We start from the raw sequence: 26473 nt of genomic DNA, 5'->3' as shown, positions 1-26473 counted from the left end.
CTGCGAAGTTTCACGCAGGGATATCGCCCCTGATCAGGCCCTTCAGCCTCCCGAACGGTAACGGTCCCGAGTGGACTGCAGCGCCTTCGTCGCCACGACACCGCTACCCGCCGCGACGATGATCGCGAAGACGTCCAGTGTCGGTCCCCCGGCCGTGAGCAACCAGGCGAACAGCGAAGCCGCGGTCGTACCCCCGGCAACGGCCCACCGGCTTCGGACGTACTGCGCGACCGGAGTGCCCCCGGCACGCTTACCCGCCGCGTTGTTGAGCAACGCCAGATACCCCACATGGCCCAGCGCGGCCAGCACGCTCGCGAGCGCGACGATGACGGCGATGAGGTTCACGAGCCAGTCCATGACCCCAGTCTGCCCGCACCGGGGCCGCGGCGGCCTCGGGGAAGACCCCGAATTCGGGCAACCGTTACCGGCCGAGCCGCCCGCGGCCCAGGTTCAGCAGCGCCATGGCCAGCTGACGGCCTTCCGGGCCGAGCTCGCGGTAGCGCGCGAGCACGTCCATCTCGCGGTTGTAGACGATGCGCGTGCCGCCGGCGGCCATCCGCGCGGCCCCGATCGTCTTGGACACCTCGACCCGGCGTTTCACCAGCCGCAGGATCTCCTTGTCCAGCCAGTCGATCTCCTCGCGCAGCGACGCGATGTCATCGCCCGCGGGGGTGTGCTCGGCGGGCTGGCCGTCGGCGTTCGTGGCGTGTGCGTTCATCGGGACCTCTTTCTCGAAGCCCGGACCCGGTCCCAGGGACGGCGACAGCCCCGGGTCCGTGGACTCCGGGGCTGGCGTGATGGCGGTCGGGGCACTACGCGATCACGGGAGCCGGAGTCCGGGTCCCGTAAAAAAATCGCTCTGCGTGGTGCCGCACGCGGTCAGTATGGCACAGCGGAGCCGGTCCGCTCCCGGAACGCGCGCACCCGAGCATGAACCAAGAGGCTCACCGCGAGCCAGAACATCGGGAACGCGGGCCAGAAGAACCCGGCGCCCAGCACGACCCAGCGGACGATCGCCACGGCCGCGATCGCCGCCACGACGGCGAGGTGCAGCCGCAGCGCGGGGTGGCGCCGCAGCGCGTCACGGGTGAGGGGGAAGCCGGGCCGCGGTGGCGCCGGTCGCGGCAGGTCGGTGGTGAGCTCCGCGAGTTCGTCGGTGAACCGCGCGGCGTACACGCGGGTGAGGCGCTCTTCGACCTCTTCGAGGGTGAGCCGGCCTTCGGAACCGGCGTGCTGGACAGCGGTGGCGACGCGTTCACGGTCGGCGTCGGCGGCCCGGAGGCGGGCGGCGTGGTTGTCTTCCATGTCCGCCGATGCTCCGCGCGCGGGAGGACCGGCGCGTCGGACGGCAGGCGACACCTCCCGGTACGCCCGGCGCCGTACCCGCCGCGGCGCCCCGGCACGCTCTGCCGCACTCCTGCCCACCCGGGGTAGCGTGGACCCACGATGGACACCCTCTTCGATCTCCCCGCCGCGACCCCTGTGCGCAAGCCCGCCGCCGGCGGGCAGGCCGAGCTGCTCGACGACCTCAACCCCGCCCAGCGCGAAGCCGTCACCCACGCCGGTGGCCCGCTGCTGGTGGTGGCGGGCGCCGGCTCGGGCAAGACGCGGGTGCTGACCCGCCGGATCGCCTACCTGCTCGGGCAACGCCGCGTGCACCCCGGCGAAATCATGGCGATCACGTTCACCAACAAGGCCGCCGCCGAAATGCGCGAGCGCGTCGCCGCGCTCGTCGGCCGCCGCGCGAACGCCATGTGGGTCTCGACGTTCCACTCGATGTGCGTGCGGATCCTGCGCCGTGAAGCCAAAACGCTGGACATGTCGTCGAGCTTCTCCATCTACGACTCCGACGACACCAAGCGGCTGATCACCCTGGTGGCCCGGGATCTCGACATCGACCCCAAGCGGTACGCCGCCCGCACGCTCGCCGTGCACATCTCGAACCTGAAGAACGAGCTCACCGACCCGGAGACGGCGGCGGCGAACGCGGGCAACGACCTCGAGCGCCGCGTCGCCGAGGTCTACGGCGAGTACCAGCGGCGGCTGAACCAGGCCAACGCCTTCGACTTCGACGACCTCATCATGCGCACGGTCTCGCTGCTGCAGGCGTTCCCGGACGTCGCCGAGTACTACCGGCGCCGGTTCCGGCACGTGCTGGTCGACGAGTACCAGGACACGAACCACGCGCAGTACACGCTGGTCCGCGAGCTGGCCGGGACGGCGCCGAACGACGCGGGTGTCGAGCCGGCCGAGCTGGTCGTCGTCGGTGACGCGGACCAGTCGATCTACGCCTTCCGCGGCGCGACGATCCGCAACATCGAGGAGTTCGAGCGCGACTTCCCGAACGCGCACACCATCCTGCTGGAGCAGAACTACCGCTCCACGCAGACGATCCTGTCCGCGGCCAACGCCGTCATCGAGCGGAACCCGAACCGCCGCGCGAAGCGGCTGTGGACGGATTCGGGCGACGGCGAGAAGATCGTCGGCTACGTCTCGGACAACGACCACGACGAAGCCGCCTTCGTGGCGGGCGAAATCGACGCGCTGGCGGAGAAGGGCGAAGCCGACTACTCCGACGTCGCCGTCTTCTACCGCACCAACAACCAGTCCCGCGTCTTCGAAGAGATCTTCATCCGGCTCGGCCTGCCGTACAAGGTCGTCGGCGGCGTGCGGTTCTACGAGCGGCGCGAAGTCCGCGACATGATCGCGTACCTGCGCGTGCTGGCGAACCCGGAGGACACGGTCAGCCTGCGGCGGGTGCTGAACGTGCCCAAGCGCGGCATCGGCGACCGCGCGGAAGCCGTCGTGGCGACGCACGCCGAGCGCGAGCGGATTTCGTTCGCCGCGGCACTGCGCGACGCCGTCGAAGGCAAGGTGCCGCTGCTGAACCCGCGCTCGGTCAAGGCGATCAGCGGGTTCGTCGGCCTGCTCGACGAGCTGGGGCTGCTGGTCGAGCAGGGCGCCGAGGTGCACGACGTCCTCGAAGCCGTGCTGGAGAAGACCGGCTACCGCATCGAACTCGAGGAGTCCGAGGACCCGCAGGACCACACACGCGTCGAGAACCTCGACGAGCTCGTGACGGTCGCGCGCGAGTTCACCGAGATCACCGCCGAGGTGGTCGCGGACGAGAACGCCGAGCTCGTCGTCGAGGAGGGCGTCCCGGCGCCGGGCTCGCTGCCGGCGTTCCTCGAACGCGTGTCGCTGGTCGCGGACGCCGACTCGGTGCCCTCGCCCGACGGCGGCGAGGAAGGCGACGGCGGCGCGGGCGTGGTCACGCTGATGACCGTGCACACGGCGAAGGGCCTGGAGTACCCGGTGGTGTTCTGCACCGGCTGGGAGGACGGCGTCTTCCCGCACATGCGCGCGCTGGGCGACCCGACGGAGCTGGCCGAGGAACGGCGGCTCGCGTACGTCGCGATCACGCGGGCTCGCAAGCGGCTGTACGTCTCGCGCGCGATCACGCGCTCGGCGTGGGGCCAGCCGTCGATGAACCCGGCGTCCCGGTTCCTCGACGAGCTGCCGCCGGACCTCGTCGACTGGCGGCGGCTGGAGCCGTCCAGCGGCGGCTTCGGCTCGTTCGGCTCCGGCTCGCGCGGCACCCCGCGCGCGGCGACCACCTGGGGCGGCCGCCGGTCGTCCTCGCCGTCTTCGTCGGGCACGCCGTCGTTCGGCAAGGGCTGGAAGGACACGGTGGCGCTGAAGCTGGACGTCGGCGACCGCGTCAGCCACGACAAGTACGGCCTCGGCACGGTGATCTCCTGCGACGGCGTCGGCCCGCGCGCGACGGCCACGATCGACTTCGGCCAGGCGGGCAAGGTCCGCCTGATGCTCATCGGCAGCGTGCCGATGGTGAAGCTCTAGCGCCACTCGTCCGAGTGAATCCGGCGGCGATCTCCCCGATCGCCGCCGGAATCGTCGTACCCACCCGGTAGAACGGACCCTGCACTCGAACAAAGGTTCGACGGAGGGGGTAGTGTGGTGTGGACGCGGTGCTGTTTGGGCTGCTGGCCGAAGGGGTACGAAACTACCTGCGGGGAGTCCTGGAGACGAGGGTTCCGGATCGGGGTCGGGAGCCTTCGGGGGCTTCGGGAACTGCTCCGCTCGCGGGAGCGGAGGCGTGCCGGCTGGCCGCCGCCTGGCGAGCGCTGCTCAGGCAGCACGAGCTCGGCGCGGACGGGCGTTGTGTCACCTGCGGCCGGGGACGCCGCTGGACGACCAGGGCCCGAAGCGCCGCGCGTGTCCGCTCCGCGGGGGGCGCGGTCCCCTGGGGCTGGCTGCCGGTGCGGCGCCCGGCGGAGCTGTGCACGGTGTGGCAGGTCGCGGTGGCGTACTTCATCCGCCGGCTACCCGGCGGGCAGCGGTAGGTGGGTGTTGCGGGCGCTGAGGCGCCTGTGGACGGTGTTTCCCGGCCGGGGAGTGGCTCCGGTCGCCCGTCGGGTTCCGGCTCGGCCTGGGGCGGTTGTTGCCGGGCCTTCGGTGGGGGGCTGTGCCGCCAGGGTCTCGCTGCCGGGTGCGATCGGCTTCGGGCCTGGCCAGGGTTCGCGGGAATGGGCCGGGATTGGCCTGGGTTCGCAGGGCTGGTCCGGGATCGGCTTGAGTTGGTGGAGCTGGTTCGAGTCTGACCCGAGTTCGCGGAGCGGCCGCCCGGCCGGCTTCCGCGGCGCCGCAAGCTCGCCGGAGCCGTGGAAATCTTCTTCGCTGACCTCCGCCGGTCAGCGGGGCGGCGGCGCTGAGTCCGTCGGCGTGCGCACCTGGCCGCTCGATGTCCGAGAGTTCCCTGCGAGCCGAGCCTTACCCGATCCGGGCGTTTGTGTTTGTTCCCGGCCCGAAGCGGTGAACCATGATCTTGTGACCGGTTCCAGCTCGGCGGCCTGGCGGAGCGCGTGCCTTCAGCGCTTTCCGCCGGTTGCCGCTGCCCTCGGCGTCCCGGCCGAGCGGTGCGCTACGGCCGGGTTCCCGCTGCTGGACGTGCCGGCTCGCGGGCGATGTGCGGGTGAATCAGACGACGATGCCGCGCGCGGCCAGCCACGGCCGGGGGTCGATCTTCTTGGTGCCGTTCTGCCACACCTCGAAGTGCAGGTGCGGGCCGGTGCTCTGGCCGCGGTTGCCGATCTCGGCGATCTGCTGGCCGCACTTGACCTTCTGGCCCTCCTTGACGGAGAAGCTGTTCATGTGGCCGTAGACCTGGATCGTGCCGTCGTCGAGCTGCACCCGAACCCAGAGGCCGAAGCCGCTGGCGGGGCCGGCCTCGATCACGGTGCCGTCCGAAGCGGCGTAGATCGGGGTGCCGATGGCGTTGGCGATGTCGATGCCGAGGTGGCTCGTGCCCCACCGGGCACCGAAGCCCGAGGTGAAGGTGCCGTGCGCGGGCAGGCAGGTCTTGGGACGAGCGGCTTCGTCGGCGGCCTTCTTGGCGGCGTCGGCTTCGCGCTGCTCGCGGGCCTGCGTGACAGAAGCGCTGTCAGCGAGCTTCGCGGCTTCGGCGGAGGCGTCGACGGCGTGGCCGGTCGGCAGGAGTTCCGGGGCGCCCCCGGTGCCCGCACCTCCCGCGGTCAGCGAAGCGCTGGCGTCCTGGCTGTTGGCCAGGGGCGTGAAGGCGGCGTCGGAATCGGTGACCGTCTTGAGGGTCGAACCCGCAGCAGCGGCAGCGAACGCACCAGCCGCAACGGCGGCAACGACGACACGGCCGCGAAGGGCCGAAGAGGGCGGGGCGATGCGGTGCGCACCCCGGACACGAACGACCGCACCTTCCAGTGCGTCCTTCAATGCCGGGGAAGGAGCTTGGCCGCCGGGGGAGCGGTGTGAAGCCAAGACAGGGCCTTCCATCGTCGGGGAGCCGGGTCGAGGACTACGGGCGGGGGAACCCGGTGAGCCAACCTCGGGGGTGGTTTGCTCGGCGTCCTACTTCGTGACCTGACTGTAATGGGGACCCCGGGACAGTAACGAAGGGGTACCGCTGTCGGCAAGACGTGCCCCCCGCCTCGGCCGTTCGGGTGGAGTCTGCAGCGCTCTCACCTGTGTCAATCACCCAAAGTTAGAGGGGGTTTACGGCGTTCGGTGTGACTTGCCTTACAGGGTGGCGGGCCGGTGAACACCTCCCAAGGAGCCCAAAACGGCCTCCGCGACGGTCACGACGGGGAATAAGCGATTGCGACGGGAGGTTGAGGCCCTTTCGACGACTCGCGCCCCGCCGACGGCTCCGCGACGGCCCGAACTTGCTAGCGTCGCGGGCAATATGCCCCCACGCTCAGAGCCCCCCACGGGAAGCACCCCCACCCCCCGCCAGGACCCGGCCCCCGGCGAACCCACGCCGAAGTACGGCATCGGCCAGCCCGCGCAAAGCGCCCCCGAGCAGCCGGGCCGGAAGCCGCCCACCTCGGCTGATTCCGCCGAGCCTGCGGCCGGGAGTGCACCTGGCGCGGCCGCAGGTGGCTCTGGCGGCCCGGCACAGCCCGAACCCGCCGCTGGGAGCGAACGTGATTCGGCGCGCGATGCCGCGGATAGCTCCGGCGACTTACCGCGGCCCGAGCCCGCCGCTGGGAAGGCGCCTGGCGCGAAGCGAGGTGTCGCGGGTGGTTCCGCTGACCCGGCGCAGCCTGAGCCCGCCGCCGGGAAGGCGCCTGGCGCGAGGCGAGGTGCCGCGAGCGGCTCTGCTGACCCGGCGCAGCCCCAGCCTTCCGCCGGGAGCGCACCCGATGCCGCGGATAGCTCCGGCGACCCAGCCCAACCCGCCGAGCCCACCGTCGCCGCAAAGCGGGCCCCGCGCGAAGCCACCCCGAAACCCCCCAGCAAGCCCCGAGCCACCCAACCACGGCAACCCGAGGCCCCCGCCGAACCCCCATCCTGGGCCGAAGAAACCCCCTCCCTCACCCCCGCACTGGCCCTGGCCACCCTCGGCGCCCTCGCCCTGACCGCCGGAGCCATCGCCCCCGTCTCCCCGGCCGCCTCGCCCGGCTTCACCAGCTGGCCCTGGCTGGCCCTCCTCGCCCTCGCCCCCGTCGCCCTCGCCGTCCGGCTCTCCTTCCGGAAACCCGCCCTCGGCGGCGGCCTCGTCCTCGGCCTCGCCGCCCTCGCGCCCGGGCGGCTCGTGCTCGACCTCCAGTTCGCCGTCAACGGACCCCTCACCATCCGGCCCGAGCTCTACCTCCCCGACCGGTTCCTCGGCGGCTCCGCCGTCGGGGCCGGGTTCTGGCTGCTCGTCGCCGGGCACGTACTCACCCTCGCCGGCGGAGTTCTCGCCTGGCGCGCCCTCCGCAGTCACGACGAACCCGAACGGCGGCGGTGGCGCCTCCTCGTCCCGCTGCTCGCCGTCGTCGCCTCCGTCGGGCTGCTGACCGCTCCCGTCCAGTCCGACAACGGCTTCCTCCTCGCCCGCGCCGCCTTCGAAGGGCCCTGGCCCGCCCTCGGCGGCTACCTCCTGCTCGCCGCCGCGCTGCCGCTGGCCGCCGTTCTCGCTCTCGCCGCTCCCTCCGAGGACGTCGCCCGGGGTGCGCTCGGCGGGCTCGCCGCCGCGGCCTTCGGCATTGCTCTGCCGCCCGTGCTTGCCGGGCTCTTCCGGGACGATCTGCACGTCACCTGGGGGCCCGTGCTCGCCCTCGTCGCCACGGCGATCGTCGCCGGGCTCGCGAACACGAAACTCGCCGAACGAGCCGAACCGGAGCTGGCCGACGCCGCGACCCTGCCCGGCCTCTTCTGGTGGCGGCTCACCACCGGGCTGCTCGGCCTCGCCACCGCCGTCGCCGCGCTCATCGGTGCCTTCGCCCCGCAGGTCGCCGTCACCGCGCTGAACCCCGGTGCCACCGTGCCCGTCAGCGCCGCCGCCGACAGTCCCGCGCGGTGGTTCCTGCTCGTTGCCGCCGTCGTGCTCGCCGTTCCCGCCGCCGGGGTGCTCGTGCCGAAGACCGCCGCCCTCGCGCGGCCGGTGCTCGGGGTGGCCTGGGCCGGGATCGTGCTGGCCGGCACCGCCGTCCTCAACACCGCGCTCACCGCCACCCAGGCCGGCAACCTCGCCGGCTTCGGCGGGGCCGCCGCTCCCGTCTTCGGTTACGACCTCGGGGCCGGTGCCGCCTGGACGTTCGCCGCGCTCGTGCTCGCCGCCCTGGCCGCGCTCGCCGCCGCCGGGACCGGGGTCGTCGAACGCGAAGACGCGGGGGACGGGACACCCCCGAGCAAGAACCTCGCCCTCGTCGTCGCCGGGGCCGTGCTGGCCGTCGCCGCGTTCGGGCTGCCCGTCTTCGACGTCGCCGGCTACGTCGCCGCCGGGCTCTGGTCCCGCTTCGACACGCCTTCGTGGGGACTGCTGACCGCCGCCGTGGTCGTCCTCGGGGCCGCCGCGCTCGCGACGCGGGCCCGGCCCCGGCCGGCCGCCGCCCTGCTCGCCGGGGCCGCCCTGCTCACCGCGCTCCACGCCGCCGAACTGCCGCTCGTCGGCGGCTCGCTCGGCGGTGCGAGCCCGGCCGCCGGCTTCTGGCTCGCGCTCGCCGCCACGGCCGCGTTGCTCGCCGCGGCCGGGATGGCGGGCGGGACGGCGGCCGCCGGGGGACGTCGTGGGGCGTGACCGGCCCCGGGTGCTGCTCGTCGAGTTCGCCCGGCCCGACCCGGCCGCCGTCGCGCTGGCCCGCCGATTGCGCGACGACGGCGTGGAGGTCGTCCACGCCGGGCGCATGGACACCGCCGAGCAGATCCTCCGCACCGCCGAACAGGAAGACCCGGACGCCGTCGGCGTGCTCGGCGCCGCGCCGCCCGAAGACCTCGCGCGCGCCCTCGGCGACGTCCGCCTTTTCGCCGCCGAAACGGCCGAGGAAACGCTGAAAGACCTTCGCGGTGGGCGGTCTCACACTGCGGGAACACCGTCTGACCGCGGACGGTGACCGACTTCACCAGGTGCGGAGTCCCCTGCGTCTGCGCAGGTCGCTAACCTCGACAGGTCCGACAGCGCGGTCCGGCAACGGACCACCACAGTGGCGTGTCGTCAGGAGACTGGAGTAGTGGACCTCTACGAGTACCAGGCGAGGGATCTCTTCGCCGCCCACGGAGTACCGGTTCTGCCGGGAGCCGTGGCTAGCAACCCCGAAGAAGCCAAGACCGCCGCGGAGCAGATCGGCACCCAGGTCGTCGTCAAGGCGCAGGTGAAGGTCGGCGGGCGTGGCAAGGCGGGCGGCGTCAAGCTGGCCCAGACGCCGGACGAGGCGAAGGAGAAGGCGGAAGCCATCCTCGGCCTCGACATCAAGGGCCACATCACGCGCCGCGTGCTCGTGGCGGAGGCCTCGGACATCGCGTCCGAGTACTACTTCTCCTTCCTGCTGGACCGGGCGAACCGCACCTTCCTGGCGATGGCGTCGTCCGAAGGCGGCATGGAGATCGAGCAGCTCGCGGTCGAGCGGCCCGAAGCGCTCGCCAAGATCCCCGTCGACGCGATCGCCGGTGTGGACAAGACGAAGGCGCTCGAGATCCTGAAGGCCGGCAACTTCCCGGCCGACATCATCGACGAGGCCGCCGACGTCGTCGTGAAGCTCTGGGAGACCTTCGTCTCCGAGGACGCCACCCTCGTCGAGGTCAACCCGCTGGTCCGCGACCCGCAGGACAAGATCATCGCCCTCGACGGCAAGGTCACCCTCGACGAGAACGCCTCCTTCCGCCAGCCGGGCCACGAGGCCCTGGTGGACAAGGACGCGGAGAACCCGCTCGAAGCCAAGGCCAAGGCCAAGGACCTCAACTACGTCAAGCTCGACGGCGAGGTCGGCATCATCGGCAACGGCGCCGGCCTGGTCATGTCCACTTTGGACGTCGTGGCCTACGCGGGCGAGAAGCACGGCGGCGTGAAGCCGGCGAACTTCCTCGACATCGGCGGCGGCGCGTCGGCCGAGGTCATGGCGGCCGGGCTGGACGTCATCCTCAACGACACCGACGTGAAGAGCGTCTTCGTCAACGTCTTCGGCGGCATCACCGCCTGTGACGCGGTGGCGAACGGCATCGTCGAGGCCCTGAAGATCCTGGGCGACGAGGCCACCAAGCCGCTGGTCGTCCGCCTGGACGGCAACAACGTCGTGGAGGGTCGCAAGATCCTGGCCGACGCGAACCACCCGCTGGTCACCGTGGTGGACACAATGGACAACGCGGCCGACAAGGCTGCCGAGCTCGCCGCGGCAGGTGCGTGAGATGTCGATCTTCCTCAACGAGAACAGCAAGGTCATCGTCCAGGGCCTCACCGGCTCCGAGGGCATGAAGCACGCCACCAAGATGCTGAAGTCCGGCACGAACATCGTGGGCGGCGTCAACGCCCGCAAGGCCGGCCAGACCGTCTCCATCGAGGGCAAGGACCTCACCGTGTTCGGCACGGTCGAGGAGGCCATCAAGGAGACCGGCGCCGACGTGTCGGTCATCTTCGTGCCGCCGAAGTTCGCCAAGGACGCGGTCATCGAGGCGATCGACGCCGAGATCCCGCTCGCCGTGGTCATCACCGAGGGCATCCCGGTGCACGACTCGGCCTACTTCTGGGCGCACGCCGTCGCCAAGGGCAACAAGACGCGGATCATCGGCCCGAACTGCCCCGGCGTGATCAGCCCGGGCAAGTCGAACGCCGGCATCATCCCGGCCGACATCACCAAGGCCGGCCAGATCGGCCTCGTGTCGAAGTCCGGCACGCTGACCTACCAGATGATGTACGAGCTGCGGGACATCGGCTTCTCGACCGCGGTCGGCATCGGCGGTGACCCGATCATCGGCACCACGCACATCGACGCCCTCGAGGCGTTCGAGGCCGACCCCGAGACCAAGGTCATCGTGATGATCGGCGAGATCGGCGGCGACGCCGAAGAGCGCGCCGCGGCCTACATCAAGGAGAACGTGACGAAGCCGGTCGTCGGTTACGTCGCGGGCTTCACCGCGCCCGAGGGCAAGACCATGGGCCACGCGGGCGCCATCGTGTCGGGTTCCTCCGGCACGGCCGCCGCCAAGAAGGAGGCCCTCGAGGCCGCCGGCGTCAAGGTCGGCAAGACCCCGAGCGAGACCGCCGTCCTGGCACGTGAGCTGTACAACAATCTCGGCTGATTCCGAGAAGTAACTCCTGGTGAGGCCGGGCACCCGCGAGGTGCCCGGCCTTTCCTCGTTCCGGGATGAAACCGTGCGGGGGATTCATGCGTCTGGTGGGCTGACGGCCTTCGAGTGCGCTAGCGTTCTGCGCACACAAGCCGCCTCGTCTTTCCCCGGGCGCCCGCGCGCCCGCCAGGGCCGGTCGAACCGACAGGAGTGCATCCGATGACCTTCCCCAGCGGTGGGCCCGGCTACCCCCAGCAGGGTGGCGGCCAGCAACCCCCCGGACCGCCGTCCAGCGGTTTCCCCGCGCAGCAGCCGCACTCGCACCAGGCGCCGTCCGGCCCGGCGGGCCTGCCGCAGAACCTGCCGGTGCTGCTCTCCCTGGTCGTCGCCGTCTTCGGCCTCGTGCAGTACTTCCTCGGCTTCTCCGACAACGCCGACGTCGGCCTCGCGACGACGTTCCTGCTGGGCGCCGGCCTGCTCGCCGGGCTGCACGTGCTGCCGAAGGGACCGAAGACGCTGCCGTTCGCGGCGCTGTTCAGCGTCCTGGGCGCGCTCGGTGCCCTGGACGCGCTGGTCGCGCTGCCCACCACCCCGGGCATCGTCACCGTCATCCTGATCCTCGGCATCCTGCAGATGATCGTCGCGGTCGGCGCGCTGCTGATCGAGCACGACGTCATCAAGCCGCCGTCGCCGAAGCCCGCCACGCCGTCCTACGGCGGCGGCCAGTACGGCCAGCCCGGTCAGCAGCAGTACGGCCAGCCCGGCCAGCAGTTCGGCCAGCCGGGCCACGGGCCGGGTCCGGTCGCCGCCACCGGTGAGCCGTCGGCGCCGTTCTCGCAGCCGGGCCAGTACGGCTCGCCGAACCCGCCGTCGACCACGCCGCCGCCGGGGCAGCAGGCCACGACGTACGCCCCGCAGCAGGGCCAGTTCTTCCAGCAGCCGCCGCCGGACAACCCGGGCACCCCGCCCGGTGGCTTCGGCAAGTCCAGCTGACCCGCACCGCCGACACCCGCTGTGACCCTCCGTGTCACAGCGGGTGTTTTGCGTCCGGGGGTTACCCGACCGGGTGGGTTGGGTTCGTCACGCGCCCCGCCGACGGCGTGCCTCACCCGGACGGAGCAGCCCGGATGTCAGGGTGCGCAGCATGGACCTGCTCACCGACGCCCCCGAGGAGCCGGTGAGCGACCCCGGACCCGGCGTCGAACCCTCCCGGCCCGCGCGGGTGCGGGTGTTGCTCGCCGCGGCCCTCGGCCCGCTGGTCACCGGCTACACCGCGGTCGCCGCGGTGCTCGCGCTGATCACCCTCACCGCCGGCCGGGCCGTCTTCTCCGACACCGGCGTGCTGCTGGCCGCCGGCCCCGGCTGGCTCGCCGCGCACCAGGTGCGCCTCGCCATCGGGGGTCACCCACTCGGGATGCTGCCGCTGCTGCCGACGCTGGGCGCGGTCGCGCTGGCCGCGCGGACGGCGTCCGGTACCGCCCGCCGCCTCGGCTGCCGGTCGTTCCGCGAAGCGCTGCCGGTGCTGGTGACGATCACCGGCGCGCACGCAGTGTTCGGGCTCGTCGTGGCCCTCCTCGCCCAGGGCTCGCCGGTGACGGCCGACCCGGTGACCGCCTTCGTCGTGCCGGGGCTGCTCGCCGCGGCGGCGGCGTGCGTCGGGATCACCCGGACGTGCGGGCTGCCGGACGCCGTCGAAGAGCGTCTCGACCCGCTGGCGCTGCGCGGCCTGCGGACCGGTGCGCTGAGCCTGGCCGTCCTCGTGGCCTGCGGTGCGGCCGTGTTCACCGTCGCGACGGCCGCGTCCTGGAAGACCGTGGCCGACGTTTACGAGCCCGGCTTCGGCACCAGCTTCGGGCTCTTCCTGCTTTCGGTGCTGTACCTGCCGAACGCCGTCGCCGCCGCGCTGTCGTTCGTCACCGGGCCCGGGTTCTCGATCGGGGCCCTGGACGTCGGCGTGTTCGGCTACCGCGGCGGCGCCGTGCCCGGCGTCCCGCTGCTCGGCGGCCTGCCCGAGCACCACGCCGGCTGGTGGCCGGCGCTGCTGGTGCTGCCCGCGGCGGCCGGTGTCCTGGCCGGCTGGACGCTGCGCAGGGCCGACGCCGATCCCGCGCAGCGCATCCGCGCGGTCGCGGTCGCCGGGGCCGTCGTCGCGCTCGGCTGCGTCGTGCTGGGCACGCTGTCCGGCGGACGCCTCGGCGACGGCCCGTTCGACCCGGTGAGCGTCCCCGTCGGCGTCGCCTCGGTGGTCGCCTTCTGCTGGATCGTCATCCCGGGCTCGTTCGTCGCCTTCTTCGCGGGTGAGCACGAGCCGCCCGCGCCGCCGCCGGAAGCGCTTGAAGACAACGAAGCGTTCCAGGACGCCGACGAGGTCGACACCGAAGAAGCGTCCGAAGCCGTCGAGGAACTCGAAGCGGCTGAAGGGCTTGAAGCGTCCGAAGAGGACGAGGAGATTTCCGCCGAGGACGCCGAGTTCGAAGCCGAAGCCGACGCCGAACTGGGCCTCGACGAGCCGGCCGAAGACGGCGAAGCTGTGACCGGAGGCACCGAGACCTGCGGCGACGTCGAGCCGGACGAGGGCGACCGTTAGGGTTTACGTGTCCTGGTGAAGCGCCGTGCGCCCGGCTGCGCACCGCCCGCGGCAAGGAGCCCGCTCTGTCTCAACGGTTGGAGCTGCCCACCCCGGTGAAGCTCGTCGTGCTCGCGTCGGGCTCCGGCACCCTCCTGCAGGCGGTGCTGGACGCCACCGGGCGGTCCGGTTTCCCGGCCAAGGTGGTCGCCGTCGGCGCCGACCGCACCGGCATCGAGGCCCTCACCCGCGCCGAGCGGCTGAGCATCCCGGCGTTCACCGTCCGCGTCGCCGACCACCCCGACCGCGCCGCGTGGGACAAGGCGCTGGCCGAGGCCGTCGCGGCGTACCGGCCGGGCCTGGTCGTCTCCGCCGGGTTCATGAAGATCCTCGGGAGTGAGTTCCTCGGCCGCTTCACGGTGATCAACACGCACCCCGCGCTGCTGCCGTCGTTCCCGGGCATGCACGCGGTCCGCGACGCGCTCGAAGCCGGCGTCAAGGTCACCGGCTCGACCGTGCACTTCGCCGACGCCGGGGTCGACACCGGGCCGATCATCGCCCAGGAGGCGGTCGTCGTGGAGAGCGACGACGACGAAAACGTCCTGCACGAACGGATCAAGGCCGTCGAACGCAGGCTGCTGGTGGAAACGATCGAGCGACTCGGCCGCGGTGGCTGCACCGTGGACGGACGAAAGGTGACATTTCGTGAGCACTGACCTGGGACGGCGTCCGGTCCGCCGGGCGCTGATCGGCGTCTCGGACAAGGCGGGCCTCCTGGACCTCGCGACCGGCCTGCACGCGGCCGGCGTCGAGATCGTCTCCACCGGCGGCACCGCGAAGGTCATCGCCGACGCGGGGGTCCCGGTCACGCCGGTCGAAGAGGTCACCGGCTTCCCCGAGTCCCTCGACGGCCGGGTCAAGACGCTGCACCCGCGCGTGCACGCCGGCCTGCTGGCCGACCAGGGCAACCCCGACCACGTCGAGCAGCTGCGGAAGCTCGACATCGCGGCGTTCGACCTGCTGGTCGTGAACCTGTACCCGTTCGCGCAGACCGTCGCCTCCGGCGCGAGCGCCGAGGACTGCGTCGAGAACATCGACATCGGCGGCCCGGCCATGGTCCGCGCGGCGGCGAAGAACCACGGCAGCGTCGCGGTCGTCGTCGACCCGGCCCGCTACGCGTGGGTGATCGAGCGCGTCGCCGACGGCGGCTTCGACTTCGAGGACCGCAAGCGCCTCGCGGCGCGGGCGTACGCGCACACGGCGGCGTACGACACCGCTGTCGCTTCGTGGTTCGCCAGCGCGTACGCCCCCGACGAGGACACTGTCGACGCCGGTTTCCCGGACTTCCTCGGCGCCACCTGGGAACGCGCCGACGTCCTGCGCTACGGCGAGAACCCGCACCAGAAGGCCGCGCTGTACAAGAGCCAGAACCCGGGCCTGGCGCACGCCGAGCAGCTGCACGGCAAGGCCATGTCCTACAACAACTACGTCGACACCGACGCCGCCCGCCGCGCCGCGTTCGACTTCACCGAGCCCGCCGTCGCGATCATCAAGCACGCCAACCCGTGCGGCATCGCGGTCGGCACCGACATCGCCGAGGCGCACCGCAAGGCCCACGCGTGCGACCCGGTTTCGGCCTACGGCGGCGTCATCGCGACGAACCGGCCGGTCAGCCGCGAGGCCGCCGAGCAGATCGCCGAGGTCTTCACCGAGGTCGTGCTGGCGCCGGACTTCGACGCCGAAGCGCTGGAAATCCTGCAGCGCAAGAAGAACATCCGGCTGCTGAAGCTGCCCGCGGCCCCGGCGTTCCCGGTCGAGTTCCGCCCCATCTCCGGCGGCGTCCTGCTGCAGACCGCCGACGCGATCGACGCCCCGGGCGACGACCCGGCCGCGTGGACGCTGGCCACCGGCACCCCGGCCGACGAGCAGACCCTGCGCGACCTCGAGTTCGCGTGGCGCTCGCTGCGCGCGGTCAAGTCGAACGCGATCCTGCTGGCGGCCGACGGCGCGACCGTCGGCGTCGGCATGGGCCAGGTCAACCGGGTCGACTCGTCGCGGCTCGCGGTCGCGCGGGCGGGCGACCGGGCGAAGGGCTCGGTCGGCGCGTCGGACGCGTTCTTCCCGTTCCCGGACGGCCTGGAGGTGCTGGTCGAGGCGGGGGTCCGCGCGATCGTGCAGCCCGGCGGCTCGGTCCGTGACGCCGAGGTCATCGCGGCCGCGGAGAAGGCGGGCGTCACGATGTACCTGACGGGGACGCGCCACTTCGCGCACTGACCCGGGCTTCGCTTCGAGAGGGAGGGCTCGATGCAGCAACCGCCGTACGGTCACGGTCAGCAGGGGTACCCGGGCTATCCGCACCAGCCGCCCGGGTACCCGCCGCAGCCGGGACATCCGCCCGGGTACCCGCCGCCGGGATATCCGCCGGCCGGGTACGGCGCGCCGATGCCGCCGCCGAAGAAGAAGCGGACCGGGCTGATCCTCGGGATCGTCGGTGCCGTCGTCGTGCTGCTCGGCGCGGGGATCCCGCTGGGCATCTTCGCGAGCGGCTACTTCGCGAGCACCGGCGCGGCGCCGTCGTCGTCGCCGGTGCCTGCCGAGTGCCAGGTCCCGGCGCCGGTGCTGGAGAAGGCGGGCTTCCCGAGCTTCGTCCTGGCCGGTCAGGGCGCCCAGGACCTGCCGGGTGTCAAGCAGCAGGGCTGCAGCTGGAAGCCGGGGCCGGACGAGAACGTCCGCGACGCCACCATGCACGTCCAGATCACCCGGTACTCCGGGGAGAGCGCGCGGGAGCAGGCCAACGACCTGTTCAAGCCGAAGGCGCCGGCGATCCCGCCGACGGACGTGCGCGGCATCGGTGACAGGGCGGTCCTGGTCCGGCTGGCCACCGACAGCGCGTTCAGCGGGTCCGAACTGCACGTCCTGAAGGGCACGACGGTCGTCGTCCTCGAGGTGTCCGGCTGGGACAAGGGGTTCTTCTCGAACTCGCCGATGCCGCAGGAGGAAACCGACGCCGCCGTGCAGGCGGTCGGCGCGGAGATCGTCAAGAAGCTGCGTTAGGCGGGCGCGGGCAGCGTCTTGCAGAGCGCGACCGGGAACTTCCGGTCGGCCGCCAGGATGTCGGCGCAACCGGCGGCCCGCGTCTGCGCGAACGACGTCCACCCCGCGTCGCTCCAGCGGAACGCGGTGCGCGAGGGCGGCTCGGTCTGGCGCACCAGGAGGTCGACGAGCAGCCAGGCCGGGTCGCAGGCGCGGGTCGTCCCGGCGCTTTCGGCACCCGCGGCGGTCACCGCGGCACCGATCCACGCGGGGTCGCAATGGTCGGCGGGCGGGGCGCAGGTGCCCTGGCGGTCGCAGTGGCCCCAGCCGGCGCCGAGCTTGTGCCAGGCGTTGCCGGTGTCGGAGTTGAGGATCACCGTCCGGTCCGCGACCGGGCCCGTCGTCGTCAGCCGCAGCTCCGCGGGGACCTTGTCCTGGCAGCCGCCCGCCGCGGGCCGGGTCGAGTAGACGACGTCGGCGCGGATGTCGGTCTTCGCCTCCACGAGCTGCTCGATCCGCGGCTCGCGGACGCAGCCGGGGTCCTTGCCGGGCAGGGCGACCTGCACGAACAGGCTGTGCTCGTCCGGGCCGGGGCGGATTCCGGTGACGTCGGCGCGGAACGAGCGCCACTCCGCGCCGATGGTGGTCGGCCCCGGGGCCGCGGCCGTGGCGCCGGGCACCGCGCCGCCGGCGGTCAGCACGACGGCGGCCACCGCGCCCGCCGCGGCGAGCGCGCCGGCGGCCCACAGGATCGGCCGTCTTCGCGGTCCGGTCATCGTCACCCCCAAGTCCACGGGGCAATCTAGCCGACGCCGCAGCGTCAGGCGGCCGGACCGGATTTTTCGCGCAGCGTGACGTCTTTCTCCAGGTACACCGCGCCCCGGATGTGCCCGCCGGCCGCGGGCGGATCGGTGAGCCGGTAGCCGGCCCGCTGGTACATCGTGATGTTGCGGGTGCTGCGCGCCCCGGTGAACAGCGCGAACCGGCGGGCTTCGGCGGGCGCCTGCGCCTCGGCGTGGGCGAGCAGCCGCCGCCCCAGGCCGCGCCCGGCGAAGTCCGGCGCGACCATCAGCCGGCCGACCTCCCAGCAATCGCCGTCGAGGCGGGCGCGCACGGCCCCGACCAGCCGGTGGTCCTGCCGCAGCACCCACACCGACCACGTCTTCGTCCAGTCGCGCACGTCTTCGAGGGTTTCGTGCAGCGCGGGGATGTCGAGGGTGTCGTTGAGCAGGGCTTCCTGGACCCAGCAGCAGCGTTGCAGGACCAGCAGTTCCGGGGCGTCTTCGGGGCGGGCGTCGGTGAGCTCCACGCCGTCTGTCTAGTGACCGGCCCGGGCCGCGGCAACTTCATTACGCGATTCGCTCGGGTTTCGGGGGGCTCGTCACCTATCGGGTGACTTGACACCTCGGGGGGTTCGCGGTTGACTTGTTCATGTCGAACACGTGTTCGACATGAACACCGCCGCCTTCCCCGCGGCGAACCAGAGTTGTCGGTCGTGTTTTGGGAGAGGCCCGGCCGCCGGCTCAGTCCGTGGTGGGGAGGTGCGTGCGGTGACCGCTGTGGTGGAGCCGCCGGTGGCCCGGCTGGCGGCCCTGCCCGGGGTCAGCACGGCGAGCCGCGTGGCGGCCCAGGCCGAGCGGGCCAGGGCGACGGGAAGGGTGCTCCCGGTCGTCCCGGCGCTGGCCGGGCTGCTGCCCGGCGCGGGGCTCCGGCGCGGGAGCACGGTGGCGGTCCATGGGGGGACATCACTGCTGCTCGCGCTGCTCGCCTCGCCGACGAACGCGGGTTCGTGGGCGGCCGTGGTCGGTCTGCCGTCGCTGGGGCTGGCGGCGGCGGCCGAGTACGGCGTGGACCTGGCGAGGGTGGCGCTCATCCCGCGGCCGGGTGCGGAGCTCCCGGCGGTGGTGGCGGCGCTGCTGGACGGCGTCGACGTGGTGGCGGTCCAAGCGGAGACCCTGCAGCCATCGGTGGCGCGCCGCCTGTCGGCCCGGGCGCGGCACCGGGGCGCGGTCCTGCTGTCGGCCGGCGCCTGGCCGGGGGCGGACGTGGAGCTGTCCTGCCGTCGTTCGGCGTGGTCGGGCGTGTCGGACGGCTACGGTCACCTCCGCTCACGCGAGGCGACGGTCCGTGCCCACGGCCGCGGCGCGGCGGCCCGCCCACTCTCGGCCTCCCTCGCCCTCCCGGCCCCCACCGGCACCCTCACCCACCCCCTCCCCACCCCCACCCCCGCCTCCACCCCCGCCACCCGCACGCTCCGCGAGGCCACGGCATGACCCCCTCACGCCGCCAGCGGACCCCCGCCTCGCCCCCATACCCCCCGCCCAACCACCCGAGATGCCCCTCCAGCCACGCGTGTGGCCCCTCCAGTCACGTGAGATGCCCCGCCAGTCACGCGTGTGGCCCCTCCAGTCACGTGAGATGCCCCGCCAGTCACGCGTGTGGCCCCGCCAATCACGCGAGTTGCGCCCCCGGTCGCGCGAGCCGACGGTTCAGGTACGCGAACCGACCTTCGGAGTACGCGAACCGACCCTCCGGGGACGTGAGTCGTCCGTCCAGGTACGCGAGTTGGCCGCCTGGGTGCGCAAGCCCGCCGTCTGGGGACGCGTGTCGTCCGTCCGGGTACGCGAGTTGGCCGCCTATATGTGCGAGCCGACCGGCCGGGTACGCGAACCGACCGTCTGGGTGCGCCGACCGACCTTTCCGGTACGCGAGGCGACCGTCGAGACTCCTGCTGCGGGAGGTCGCGTGACCGTCCCAGCTCAGCGGGGTGCCTCCGGCGTCCCCGCCCGCATGCTCGTCCTGTGGTGCCCGGACTGGCCCGCCGTCTCCGCTGTGGCTGCCGGGGGCGTTGCCCTCACTCAGCCCCTTGCCGTCTTCACTGCGAACCGGGTCGTTGCCTGCAACGCCCCCGCGCGGCGGAGTGGGGTGCGGCGGGGGATGCGGCGGCGGGAGGCGCAGTCGAACTGTCCGGAACTTGCCGTCTTCGCCGCGGATGACGGGCGGGATGCGAGGCTTTTCGAGCCCGTTGCGCGGGCGGTTGAAGGGCTCGTCGTCGGGGTCGAAGTCGTGCGGCCGGGCCTCGTCGCGGTACCCGTTTCCGGTGCTGCGGCGTACTTCGGCGGGGAACATGCCCTCGTCGAACGGCTTCTCGACGAGATTGCCGCCGTCGCCGGGGTCGAATGTCAGGTCGGCGTGGCCGAAGGTCTCTTCGCCGCGACGCTCGCCGCTCGGCTCGGTTCCTTTGTCGAACCCGGGTGTGTTGCCGAGTTCCTCGCGCCGCTGCCCGTCACCGAACTCGACCAGCCCGGTGCCGAACGCGCTGAGCTCGTCGACCTGTTGCGCCGTCTCGGGTTGAAGACGCTCGGGGCCTTTGCCGCCCTGTCGGAACGTGATGTTGTGAACCGGTTCGGGACCGTCGGCGTCCTCGCCCACCGGCTGGCGCGTGGCCGCTCCGAACGGCCGCCGCTGCGTCGGCGGCCTCCGCCGGAACTGACCCTCACCGAGGAGTTCGACCCGGTTGTCGAGCGGGTCGACGTCGCCGCGTTCCTCGCCAAGGGGCTCGCGACGCGGTTCTGTGCCGGACTCGCCGGGCACGGCCTCGCCTGCACCCGGCTCGGCATCCACGCCGTCACCGAGGACGGCGAACACCTCGGCCGCACGTGGCGGTGCGCCGAACCGCTGACGCCGTCCGGGGTCGCCGATCGGGTGCGCTGGCAGTTCGAAGGCTGGCTGCGCGCTTCGCCGGGGCAGCGGCCGACGTCCGGGGTCGTGCGGCTGCGGCTGGAGCCGGAGGAGATCGTCGACGGGCGTTCGCTGCAGCTCGACCTGTGGCGCAACGGCGGTTCCGACGCGGACGACGAGCGCGCCGCCCGGGCGTTCGTGCGGGTCCAGGGCCTGCTCGGGCCCGAAGGCGTGGTGACGCCGCTGCTCGACGGCGGCCGCGACCCCGCGGGCCGGGTCCGGCTGGTGCCGTGGGGCGACCCGCGCGAGCGGACGACGCCCCCGGACGCGACCTGGCCGGGACGGCTGCCGTCCCCGTCCCCGGCGACGGTCCTCGTCCGGCCGGTCCCGGCGCAGGTCTTCGACGACGGCGGCCGGGCCGTCGGGATCACGGCCCGCGACCAGGTGACGTCGCCCCCGCGACGGCTCAGCATCGCGGGTGCGCCGGGGCGGGAGGTCGTGGGCTGGGCGGGCCCGTGGCCCCTGACGGGCGATCGCCGGCGGCCGGGCACGCCACGCGCGCGGTTGCAGCTGGTCCTGGCCGGCGAAGGAGAAGAGCCACCCGAGGCGGTGCTGGTGCATTGCGCGGGCACGGAAAATCCACTGTGGACGGTCGAGGGAGTGTACGACTGAGCATGGACGAGGACTACGCACAACGGCTCCGGAACTGGCTGCAAGCCGAGCCGGAGGCAACCCCGCGCCGAGCCGCGGCGCAACGCGAGTGGCTGCGGGAAGTCCCGGAGCCAGGCGCCCGCGCGGCCCACGACCGCCTCCCGGCAGCCGACGACCCGAACCAGGGTGCGGCGCAGGACCGACCCGGCGACTCGGGTCCGGCCGAGCGCACGCCGCACGACCGGGTTCCGGCGGCCGGCGAGCCGGATCCGGCCAGCTGGACGGTCCGCGGCTACCTGCCGGACACCCCCGACGACGATGACTGGGTCTGCCCGGTGATCGCGCTACCAGTCCCACGCCCGTCGCGCGAGAACGGCTGCCGAATGAGCGAGGCCGAGGCACGAAGCCGCCGGAACCACCCGACGAACGCGGACCGTCGCACCCCAGCACCGAACGCGAGCCACATGACCGAAGCCCGTAGCCGTGCCAACCACCCCGCCCAACCCCCGGAATCAGCCCCCATGAGCGAAGCCGAAGCCCGGTCACGCTGGAACCACCCCTCCAACTGGCACCGCCGCCGCCGCGATGGTGGGCCGGGTCTCGATCAGCCTCGGGGCCTGTGAATGGGCTGGAACAACCCACCCGTCCGCTGGAAGGACCTCGCGCGCACCCTCGCCGGGGGGCTGCCGCCCGGTGATCACGGTGACAGTCCCGCCTGGGGGCGCCGCCGGGACGGCTACCACCGTCCCGATGACCTTCCCGCCCGCCGCAACGATGATGGCGGTGAGGCCGTCCGCGTTCCCTACGCCGAACTTCACTGCCACTCCAACTTCAGCTTCCTCGACGGTGCCAGCCACCCCGAGGAGCTCGTCGAAGAGGCCGCTCGCCTGCAGCTGGACGCCATCGCGCTCACCGATCACGACGGCATGTACGGCGTCGTGCGGTTTGCCGAGGCCGCGCGGGAACTCGGGGTCAACACCGTCTTCGGCACCGAGCTCAGCTTCGGGCTCCCAAGCCCGCAGAACGGCGTTCCCGACCCCGAAGGCGAGCACCTCCTCCTGCTCGCCCGCGGCGACCAGGGCTACCGGGCCCTCTGCCGCGCGATCACCGCCGGGCAGATCCACCACCACGCCGAAAAGGGACGCCCGATCTACGACCTCGGTGCGGTCGCCGAGGAGGTCGCCGGGCAGTGTGTGGTGCTGACGGGCTGCCGCAAAGGCGCGGTGCGCTCGGCCCTCGTCGCGCACGGCCCGGCGGCCGCGGCCGAACAGCTGAAACTCCTCACAGACCGCTTCGGCCACGACAACGTCTACGTCGAACTCACCGACCACCGCCAGCCGCTCGACAGCACCCACAACGACCTCCTCACGCAACTCGCCGAAGAGCTGGGACTTCCGACCGTCGCCACCACCGCCGCGCACTACGCCCGGCCCGAACGCGCTCCGCTCGCCGATGCCCTCGCCGCCATCCGCGCGCGGCGGGGGATCGACGAACTCGAAGGCTGGCTGCCGGCCGCCGGGACAGCGTTCCTGCGCAGTGGGGCCGAAATGGACGTCCTGTTCCGGCGGTACCCCGGTGCCGTCCGGCGCAGTGCCCTGCTCGGCATGGAGTGCGCGTTCCCGCTGAAGCTGATCGCGCCCGAGCTGCCGCCCTTCGGCGTCCCCGAGGGCTACACCGAAACGACCTACCTGCGCCACCTGACGGAGGAAGGCGCGAAGGAACGGTTCAACGGCAAGGCGCACAAGGAAAAAGCGAACCAGCAGATCAAGCACGAGCTCGCCATCATCGAGGAACTCGGCTTCCCCGGCTACTTCCTGATCGTCTGGGACATCGTCCGCTTCTGCCGCGAGCACGACATCCTCTGCCAGGGCCGCGGTTCCGCCGCGAACTCCGCCGTCTGCTACGCGCTCGGCATCACGAAGGTCGACTCCGTCGCCTACGAACTGCTCTTCGAACGCTTCCTCGCCCCGGACCGCGACGGCTATCCCGACATCGACCTCGACATCGAGTCCGACCGCCGCGAAGAGGCCATCCAGTACGTCTTCCGGAAACACGGCCGGCTCCGGACCGCCCAGGTCGCGAACGTGATCACCTACCGCGCCCGCTCCGCCGTCCGCGACGCCGCCCGCGCGCTCGGCTACTCGCCCGGCCAGCAGGACGCCTGGAGCAAGCAGATCGACCGCTGGGGCCCGCTGCAAAGCACCGAAAAAGACCACGACCACGACATCCCGGACGACGTCGTGCAGCTCGCCTTCGCGCTCGAGGACTTCCCGCGGCACCTCGGTATCCACTCCGGCGGGATGGTCATGTGCGCCGAGCCGGTCAGCCAGGTCGTGCCGGTCGAGTGGGCGCGGATGGCCGACCGCAGCGTGATCCAGTGGGAGAAGGAGGACTGCGCCGCCGCCGGGCTCGTCAAGTTCGACCTGCTCGGCCTCGGCATGCTGTCCGCGCTGCACTACATGATCGACCTCGTCGAGGAGTACAAGCACGAAACGGTCGACCTGGCCGAGCTCGACCTCGCCGACGAGAAGATCTACGAAATGCTGTGCCGCGCCGACGCGATCGGCGTCTTCCAGGTGGAGAGCCGCGCGCAGCTGGCGACGCTGCCGCGGCTGCAGCCGCGCGAGTTCTACGACCTCGCCGTCGAGGTCGCGCTGATCCGGCCCGGCCCGATCCAGGGCGGCTCGGTGCACCCGTACATCCGCCGCAAGCAGGGCCGCGAGAAGTGGACCTACGACCACCCGCTGCTGGAAAAGGCGCTGCACAAGACCAAGGGCGTGCCGCTGTTCCAGGAGCAGATGATGCAGATCGCACTGGACGTCGCGAACTTCACCGCCGCCGAGGCCGACCAGCTGCGGCACGCGATGGGCTCGAAGCGGTCGGACCGGAAAATGGACCGGCTGCGGCAGCGGTTCCTCGACGGCGCCGCCGCGAACGGCGTCGAAGCCGACCTCGCGCAGAAGATCTTCCTGAAGCTCAAGGCGTTCGCCAATTTCGGCTTTCCGGAGAGCCACGCGCTGAGCTTCGCCCACCTGGTCTTTTCGAGCGCCTACTTCAAGCTCTACCACCCGGACGCGTTCCTGGCGGGCCTGCTGCGCGCCCAGCCGATGGGCTTCTACTCACCGCAGTCCCTGGTCGCCGACGCGCGGCGCCACGGCGTCACCGTGCACGGTCCGGACATCAACCGCAGCCTGCCGCACGCCACGCTGGAGGCGGGGCCGGGCGAGTTCCACGACGTCCGCACCGGGCTGAGCACCGTGCGGAAGATCGGCGAGGACCTGGCGAAGCGGATCGTGGCCGAGCGGCAGGAAAACGGCGACTTCGCCGGCATGGCCGACGTCGCCCGCCGGGTGCGGCTGACCACGCCGCAGATCGAGGCGCTGGCCACCGCCGGTGCCTTCGCCGGTTTCGGCGGAGACCGCCGGCAGGCGCTGTGGATGGCGGGTGCGGTCGCCGGGGAACGTCCCGAGAAGCTGCCCGGCCTGGTCGGGGTGGACGCACCGGTGCTGCCCGGGATGGACGGCCTCGACGTCGCCGCGGCGGACGTCTGGGCCACCGGCGTTTCGCCCGGCAGCTACCCGACCGAGTTCATCCGCGACCGGCTCGACGAGCTCGGCGTCGTCCCGGCGAGCGGCCTGGCCGACCTCGACGACGGCGCGCGCGTGCTGGTCGGCGGCGCGGTCACGCACCGGCAGCGCCCGGCCACCGCGGGCGGGGTCACCTTCCTCAACATCGAGGACGAAACGGGGATGGTCAACGTGATCTGCACGCTCGGCCTGTGGCAGCGCTACCACCGCGTCGCGCGCGGCAGCTCGGCGCTGCTGATCCGCGGCGTGGTCGAGAAGGCCGACGGCGTGGTCAGCGTCCTCGCCGACCGCGTCGAGGCCCTGCCGATGCGGATCAAGGCGAAGTCGCGCGACTTCAGGTGAGGGGGCGCCGCACGATGGTGATGATCTCCGGGCCCGCATCCGTCACCGGCGTGCGGTCCCAGTAGCCGTACTGCTCGTCGACGACCAGCCCGGCTGCCTCGACGAACTCGTTCAGGGCGGCGACATCGAGGAAGCGCAAGGTGCTTTCGCTGTACTTCGGCGCGTTCCAGTTCGGGCTTTCGTACGTCGTTTTGAAGCTGACGTACCCGTTCTCGAACGGCCCGGCGTCGTTCCACGAACGGACCTCGCCGGCTTCCCAGACGTTCGAAGGCGTCCAACGCTCCCAGGCGCGGGCCGCCGGGTTGCGCGTCTCGAAGCCGAACCGGCCGCCGGGTTTCAGGGCCTTCCGGACCGCCGAGAACGCCGTCCGCAGCTCGTCGTCGGTCAGCAGCACCTGGAACGCGTGCCCGGTCATCACCGCGAAGTCGAACTCGGCGTCCCAGGACGCGGTCGACAAGTCGCCGTGCACCCACTCGACGTCGTCCCGGCGGCGGGCCTGGACGAGCATGCCCTCGGCGGGATCGAGCCCGACGAGCCGTCCTGGGTGGCCGGACTCGCGCGCCCAGTGCAGCAGGGATCCGGTGCCGCAGCCGACGTCCAGGACCGATTCCGCGGCCATGATCATCGGCAGGTAGAACGCGAAGTCGCCGCTGCTTTCGCGCGGGTTCAGCGTGTCGTAGAGCGAGGCGAGGTACGGATCGACGTAGTCGTGGTCGGGCACGGCGCCACGGTAGTGAGCGGGCCGCGAAAGATCATCCCGTTTTCGGCAGCGGTCAGGAACTGATCGGCCACCTGTGGTGGATCCGGGCGCGCCTGGAAGACCTGGACGAGACCGGGATGGCGCGCCGCGCGCAGCTGCCGGAGTACGTCGAGGCGATGAACTACGTCCAGGGTGTGCTGGGCCGGTAGCCGGTGTGACACCCTGGGGCCGTGCTGGAGACGGGGGAGGACTACCGCGAAGCGGTGCTGTCCGGGCAGTGGTGGGAAAAGCGGCGGTTCACCGGCTGCGACTTCAGCGGGGCGGACCTCAGCGGGCTGCGGACCCGGGGCTGCACCTTCGACGACTGCGTGTTCGGCCGGGCCGACCTGTCACGTTCGCGGCACGACGCTTCGGCGTTCCGCTCGTGCACCTTCGAGCGGACCGTGCTCGCCGAGAGCCGCTGGACCGCGTGCTCGCTGCTGGGTACGTCGTTCGCCGACTGCGGCTTCGGCGGGATCGCGCTCACCGAATGCGACCTGTCGCTGGCGTCGTTCGCGAAGGCGCGGCTGCGCAAGCTCGGGCTTTCCGGGCTGCGGCTGCGCGAAGCCAACCTGACCGAGGCCGACCTCGCCGGCGCCGACCTGCGCGGCAGCGACCTGACCGGTGCCCGCCTGCAGGGTGCGAAGCTCGATGGCGCCGACCTGCGCGGCGCGCGCCTCGACGCGAACGCCCTGGTGCAGGCCGACCTGAGGGGCGCCGAGGTCGACGTCGAGACCGCGATCGCGTTCGCCGCCGCGCACGGCCTGATCATCCGCTGAAGCCCTGCCGCAGCTGGTCGTGAGTGAGAAACAGTGTTCTAACACTGTTTCTCACTCA

21 protein-coding genes are annotated in these 26473 nt (G+C 72.3%); 14 read left to right on the top strand and 7 right to left on the bottom strand.

Features of this window, described 5'->3' with window-relative positions:
- Positions 1-42 precede the first annotated feature (42 nt).
- The 3 genes from ABZW17_RS38735 to ABZW17_RS38725 all read right to left on the bottom strand — a co-directional run bounded on the left by ABZW17_RS38735 (position 43) and on the right by ABZW17_RS38725 (position 1305).
- A complete protein-coding gene (locus ABZW17_RS38735; RefSeq protein ID WP_354825457.1) occupies positions 43-357 on the bottom strand; it encodes a hypothetical protein in 315 nt (104 codons plus the stop codon).
- Positions 358-421: 64 nt separating this feature from the next.
- Positions 422-718, bottom strand: a complete 297-nt coding sequence (locus ABZW17_RS38730) for a chorismate mutase (protein ID WP_354825454.1) — start codon at positions 716-718, stop codon at positions 422-424.
- A gap of 161 nt (positions 719-879) precedes the next feature.
- The gene (locus ABZW17_RS38725) at positions 880-1305 is read right to left on the bottom strand and encodes a DUF1707 domain-containing protein (protein WP_354825451.1); all 426 of its coding nucleotides are present in this window, start codon (positions 1303-1305) and stop codon (positions 880-882) included.
- A gap of 141 nt (positions 1306-1446) precedes the next feature.
- Here ABZW17_RS38725 and pcrA point away from each other — a divergent pair, with 141 nt between their 5' ends.
- A complete protein-coding gene (pcrA, locus tag ABZW17_RS38720; protein WP_354825449.1) occupies positions 1447-3861 on the top strand; it encodes a DNA helicase PcrA in 2415 nt (804 codons plus the stop codon).
- Between the two features lie 1137 nt (positions 3862-4998).
- Here the strand turns inward: pcrA and ABZW17_RS38715 are convergent.
- Complete coding sequence (locus tag ABZW17_RS38715) at positions 4999-5811, bottom strand: M23 family metallopeptidase (RefSeq protein WP_354825447.1); 813 nt, start codon at positions 5809-5811, stop codon at positions 4999-5001.
- A gap of 1276 nt (positions 5812-7087) precedes the next feature.
- Between ABZW17_RS38715 and ABZW17_RS38710 the strand changes: the two genes are divergently transcribed.
- The 9 genes from ABZW17_RS38710 (at position 7088) to ABZW17_RS38670 (ending at position 16657) form a co-directional block, all read left to right on the top strand.
- Positions 7088-8557, top strand: a complete 1470-nt coding sequence (locus ABZW17_RS38710) for a hypothetical protein (RefSeq protein WP_354825444.1) — start codon at positions 7088-7090, stop codon at positions 8555-8557.
- A gap of 10 nt (positions 8558-8567) precedes the next feature.
- Positions 8568-8870: a hypothetical protein gene (locus ABZW17_RS38705; protein WP_354825441.1), complete on the top strand. Its 303-nt coding sequence runs from the start codon at positions 8568-8570 to the stop codon at positions 8868-8870.
- 117 nt (positions 8871-8987) lie between these two features.
- Complete coding sequence (sucC, locus tag ABZW17_RS38700) at positions 8988-10157, top strand: ADP-forming succinate--CoA ligase subunit beta (protein ID WP_354825438.1); 1170 nt, start codon at positions 8988-8990, stop codon at positions 10155-10157.
- Position 10158: 1 nt separating this feature from the next.
- Positions 10159-11049: a succinate--CoA ligase subunit alpha gene (gene sucD, locus ABZW17_RS38695; RefSeq protein ID WP_354825435.1), complete on the top strand. Its 891-nt coding sequence runs from the start codon at positions 10159-10161 to the stop codon at positions 11047-11049.
- A 207-nt stretch (positions 11050-11256) separates the two neighbouring features.
- Complete coding sequence (locus tag ABZW17_RS38690) at positions 11257-12030, top strand: DUF5336 domain-containing protein (RefSeq protein ID WP_354825432.1); 774 nt, start codon at positions 11257-11259, stop codon at positions 12028-12030.
- Positions 12031-12172: 142 nt separating this feature from the next.
- Positions 12173-13624: a DUF6350 family protein gene (locus ABZW17_RS38685; RefSeq protein WP_354825429.1), complete on the top strand. Its 1452-nt coding sequence runs from the start codon at positions 12173-12175 to the stop codon at positions 13622-13624.
- A 77-nt stretch (positions 13625-13701) separates the two neighbouring features.
- Positions 13702-14319, top strand: coding sequence for a phosphoribosylglycinamide formyltransferase (gene purN, locus ABZW17_RS38680; RefSeq protein WP_354825427.1), 618 nt, complete (start codon positions 13702-13704; stop codon positions 14317-14319).
- A complete protein-coding gene (gene purH / locus ABZW17_RS38675; RefSeq protein ID WP_354825423.1) occupies positions 14309-15877 on the top strand; it encodes a bifunctional phosphoribosylaminoimidazolecarboxamide formyltransferase/IMP cyclohydrolase in 1569 nt (522 codons plus the stop codon). Before purN ends, purH begins: the two co-directional genes overlap by 11 nt.
- Before the next feature lie 30 nt (positions 15878-15907).
- Positions 15908-16657, top strand: a complete 750-nt coding sequence (locus tag ABZW17_RS38670) for a hypothetical protein (RefSeq protein WP_354825420.1) — start codon at positions 15908-15910, stop codon at positions 16655-16657.
- On the opposite strand, the gene ABZW17_RS38665 is transcribed toward ABZW17_RS38670, so the two are convergent.
- Both ABZW17_RS38665 and ABZW17_RS38660 read right to left on the bottom strand, forming a co-directional pair.
- Positions 16654-17412, bottom strand: coding sequence for a hypothetical protein (locus tag ABZW17_RS38665; RefSeq protein ID WP_354825532.1), 759 nt, complete (start codon positions 17410-17412; stop codon positions 16654-16656). The two genes, ABZW17_RS38670 and ABZW17_RS38665, sit on opposite strands and share 4 nt — an antisense overlap.
- A gap of 44 nt (positions 17413-17456) precedes the next feature.
- Positions 17457-17945 carry a GNAT family N-acetyltransferase gene (locus ABZW17_RS38660; RefSeq protein WP_354825417.1) on the bottom strand — a complete coding sequence of 163 codons (489 nt, stop codon included), beginning with the start codon at positions 17943-17945 and terminating at the stop codon, positions 17457-17459.
- A 241-nt stretch (positions 17946-18186) separates the two neighbouring features.
- On the opposite strand from ABZW17_RS38660, the gene ABZW17_RS38655 reads away from it, so the two are divergent.
- The 3 genes from ABZW17_RS38655 (at position 18187) to ABZW17_RS38645 (ending at position 24897) form a co-directional block, all read left to right on the top strand.
- Complete coding sequence (locus ABZW17_RS38655; protein WP_354825414.1) at positions 18187-18909, top strand: hypothetical protein; 723 nt, start codon at positions 18187-18189, stop codon at positions 18907-18909.
- Between the two features lie 517 nt (positions 18910-19426).
- Positions 19427-20989, top strand: coding sequence for a DNA polymerase Y family protein (locus ABZW17_RS38650; RefSeq protein WP_354825529.1), 1563 nt, complete (start codon positions 19427-19429; stop codon positions 20987-20989).
- Positions 20990-21591: 602 nt separating this feature from the next.
- Positions 21592-24897, top strand: coding sequence for an error-prone DNA polymerase (locus tag ABZW17_RS38645; RefSeq protein WP_354825411.1), 3306 nt, complete (start codon positions 21592-21594; stop codon positions 24895-24897).
- Here ABZW17_RS38645 and ABZW17_RS38640 read toward each other — a convergent pair.
- Positions 24890-25618 (bottom strand): methyltransferase domain-containing protein, encoded by a 729-nt coding sequence (locus tag ABZW17_RS38640; protein ID WP_354825408.1) that lies wholly within the window; start codon positions 25616-25618, stop codon positions 24890-24892. The two genes, ABZW17_RS38645 and ABZW17_RS38640, sit on opposite strands and share 8 nt — an antisense overlap.
- Positions 25619-25827: 209 nt before the next feature.
- On the opposite strand from ABZW17_RS38640, the gene ABZW17_RS38635 reads away from it, so the two are divergent.
- Positions 25828-26415 carry a pentapeptide repeat-containing protein gene (locus tag ABZW17_RS38635; protein WP_354825407.1) on the top strand — a complete coding sequence of 196 codons (588 nt, stop codon included), beginning with the start codon at positions 25828-25830 and terminating at the stop codon, positions 26413-26415.
- Positions 26416-26473 lie beyond the last annotated feature (58 nt).

The organism is Amycolatopsis sp. NPDC004625 (genome assembly GCF_040609695.1).
Classification (GTDB): Bacteria; Actinomycetota; Actinomycetes; order Mycobacteriales; family Pseudonocardiaceae; genus Amycolatopsis.
This window is presented reverse-complemented; position numbering and strand designations above follow the sequence as displayed.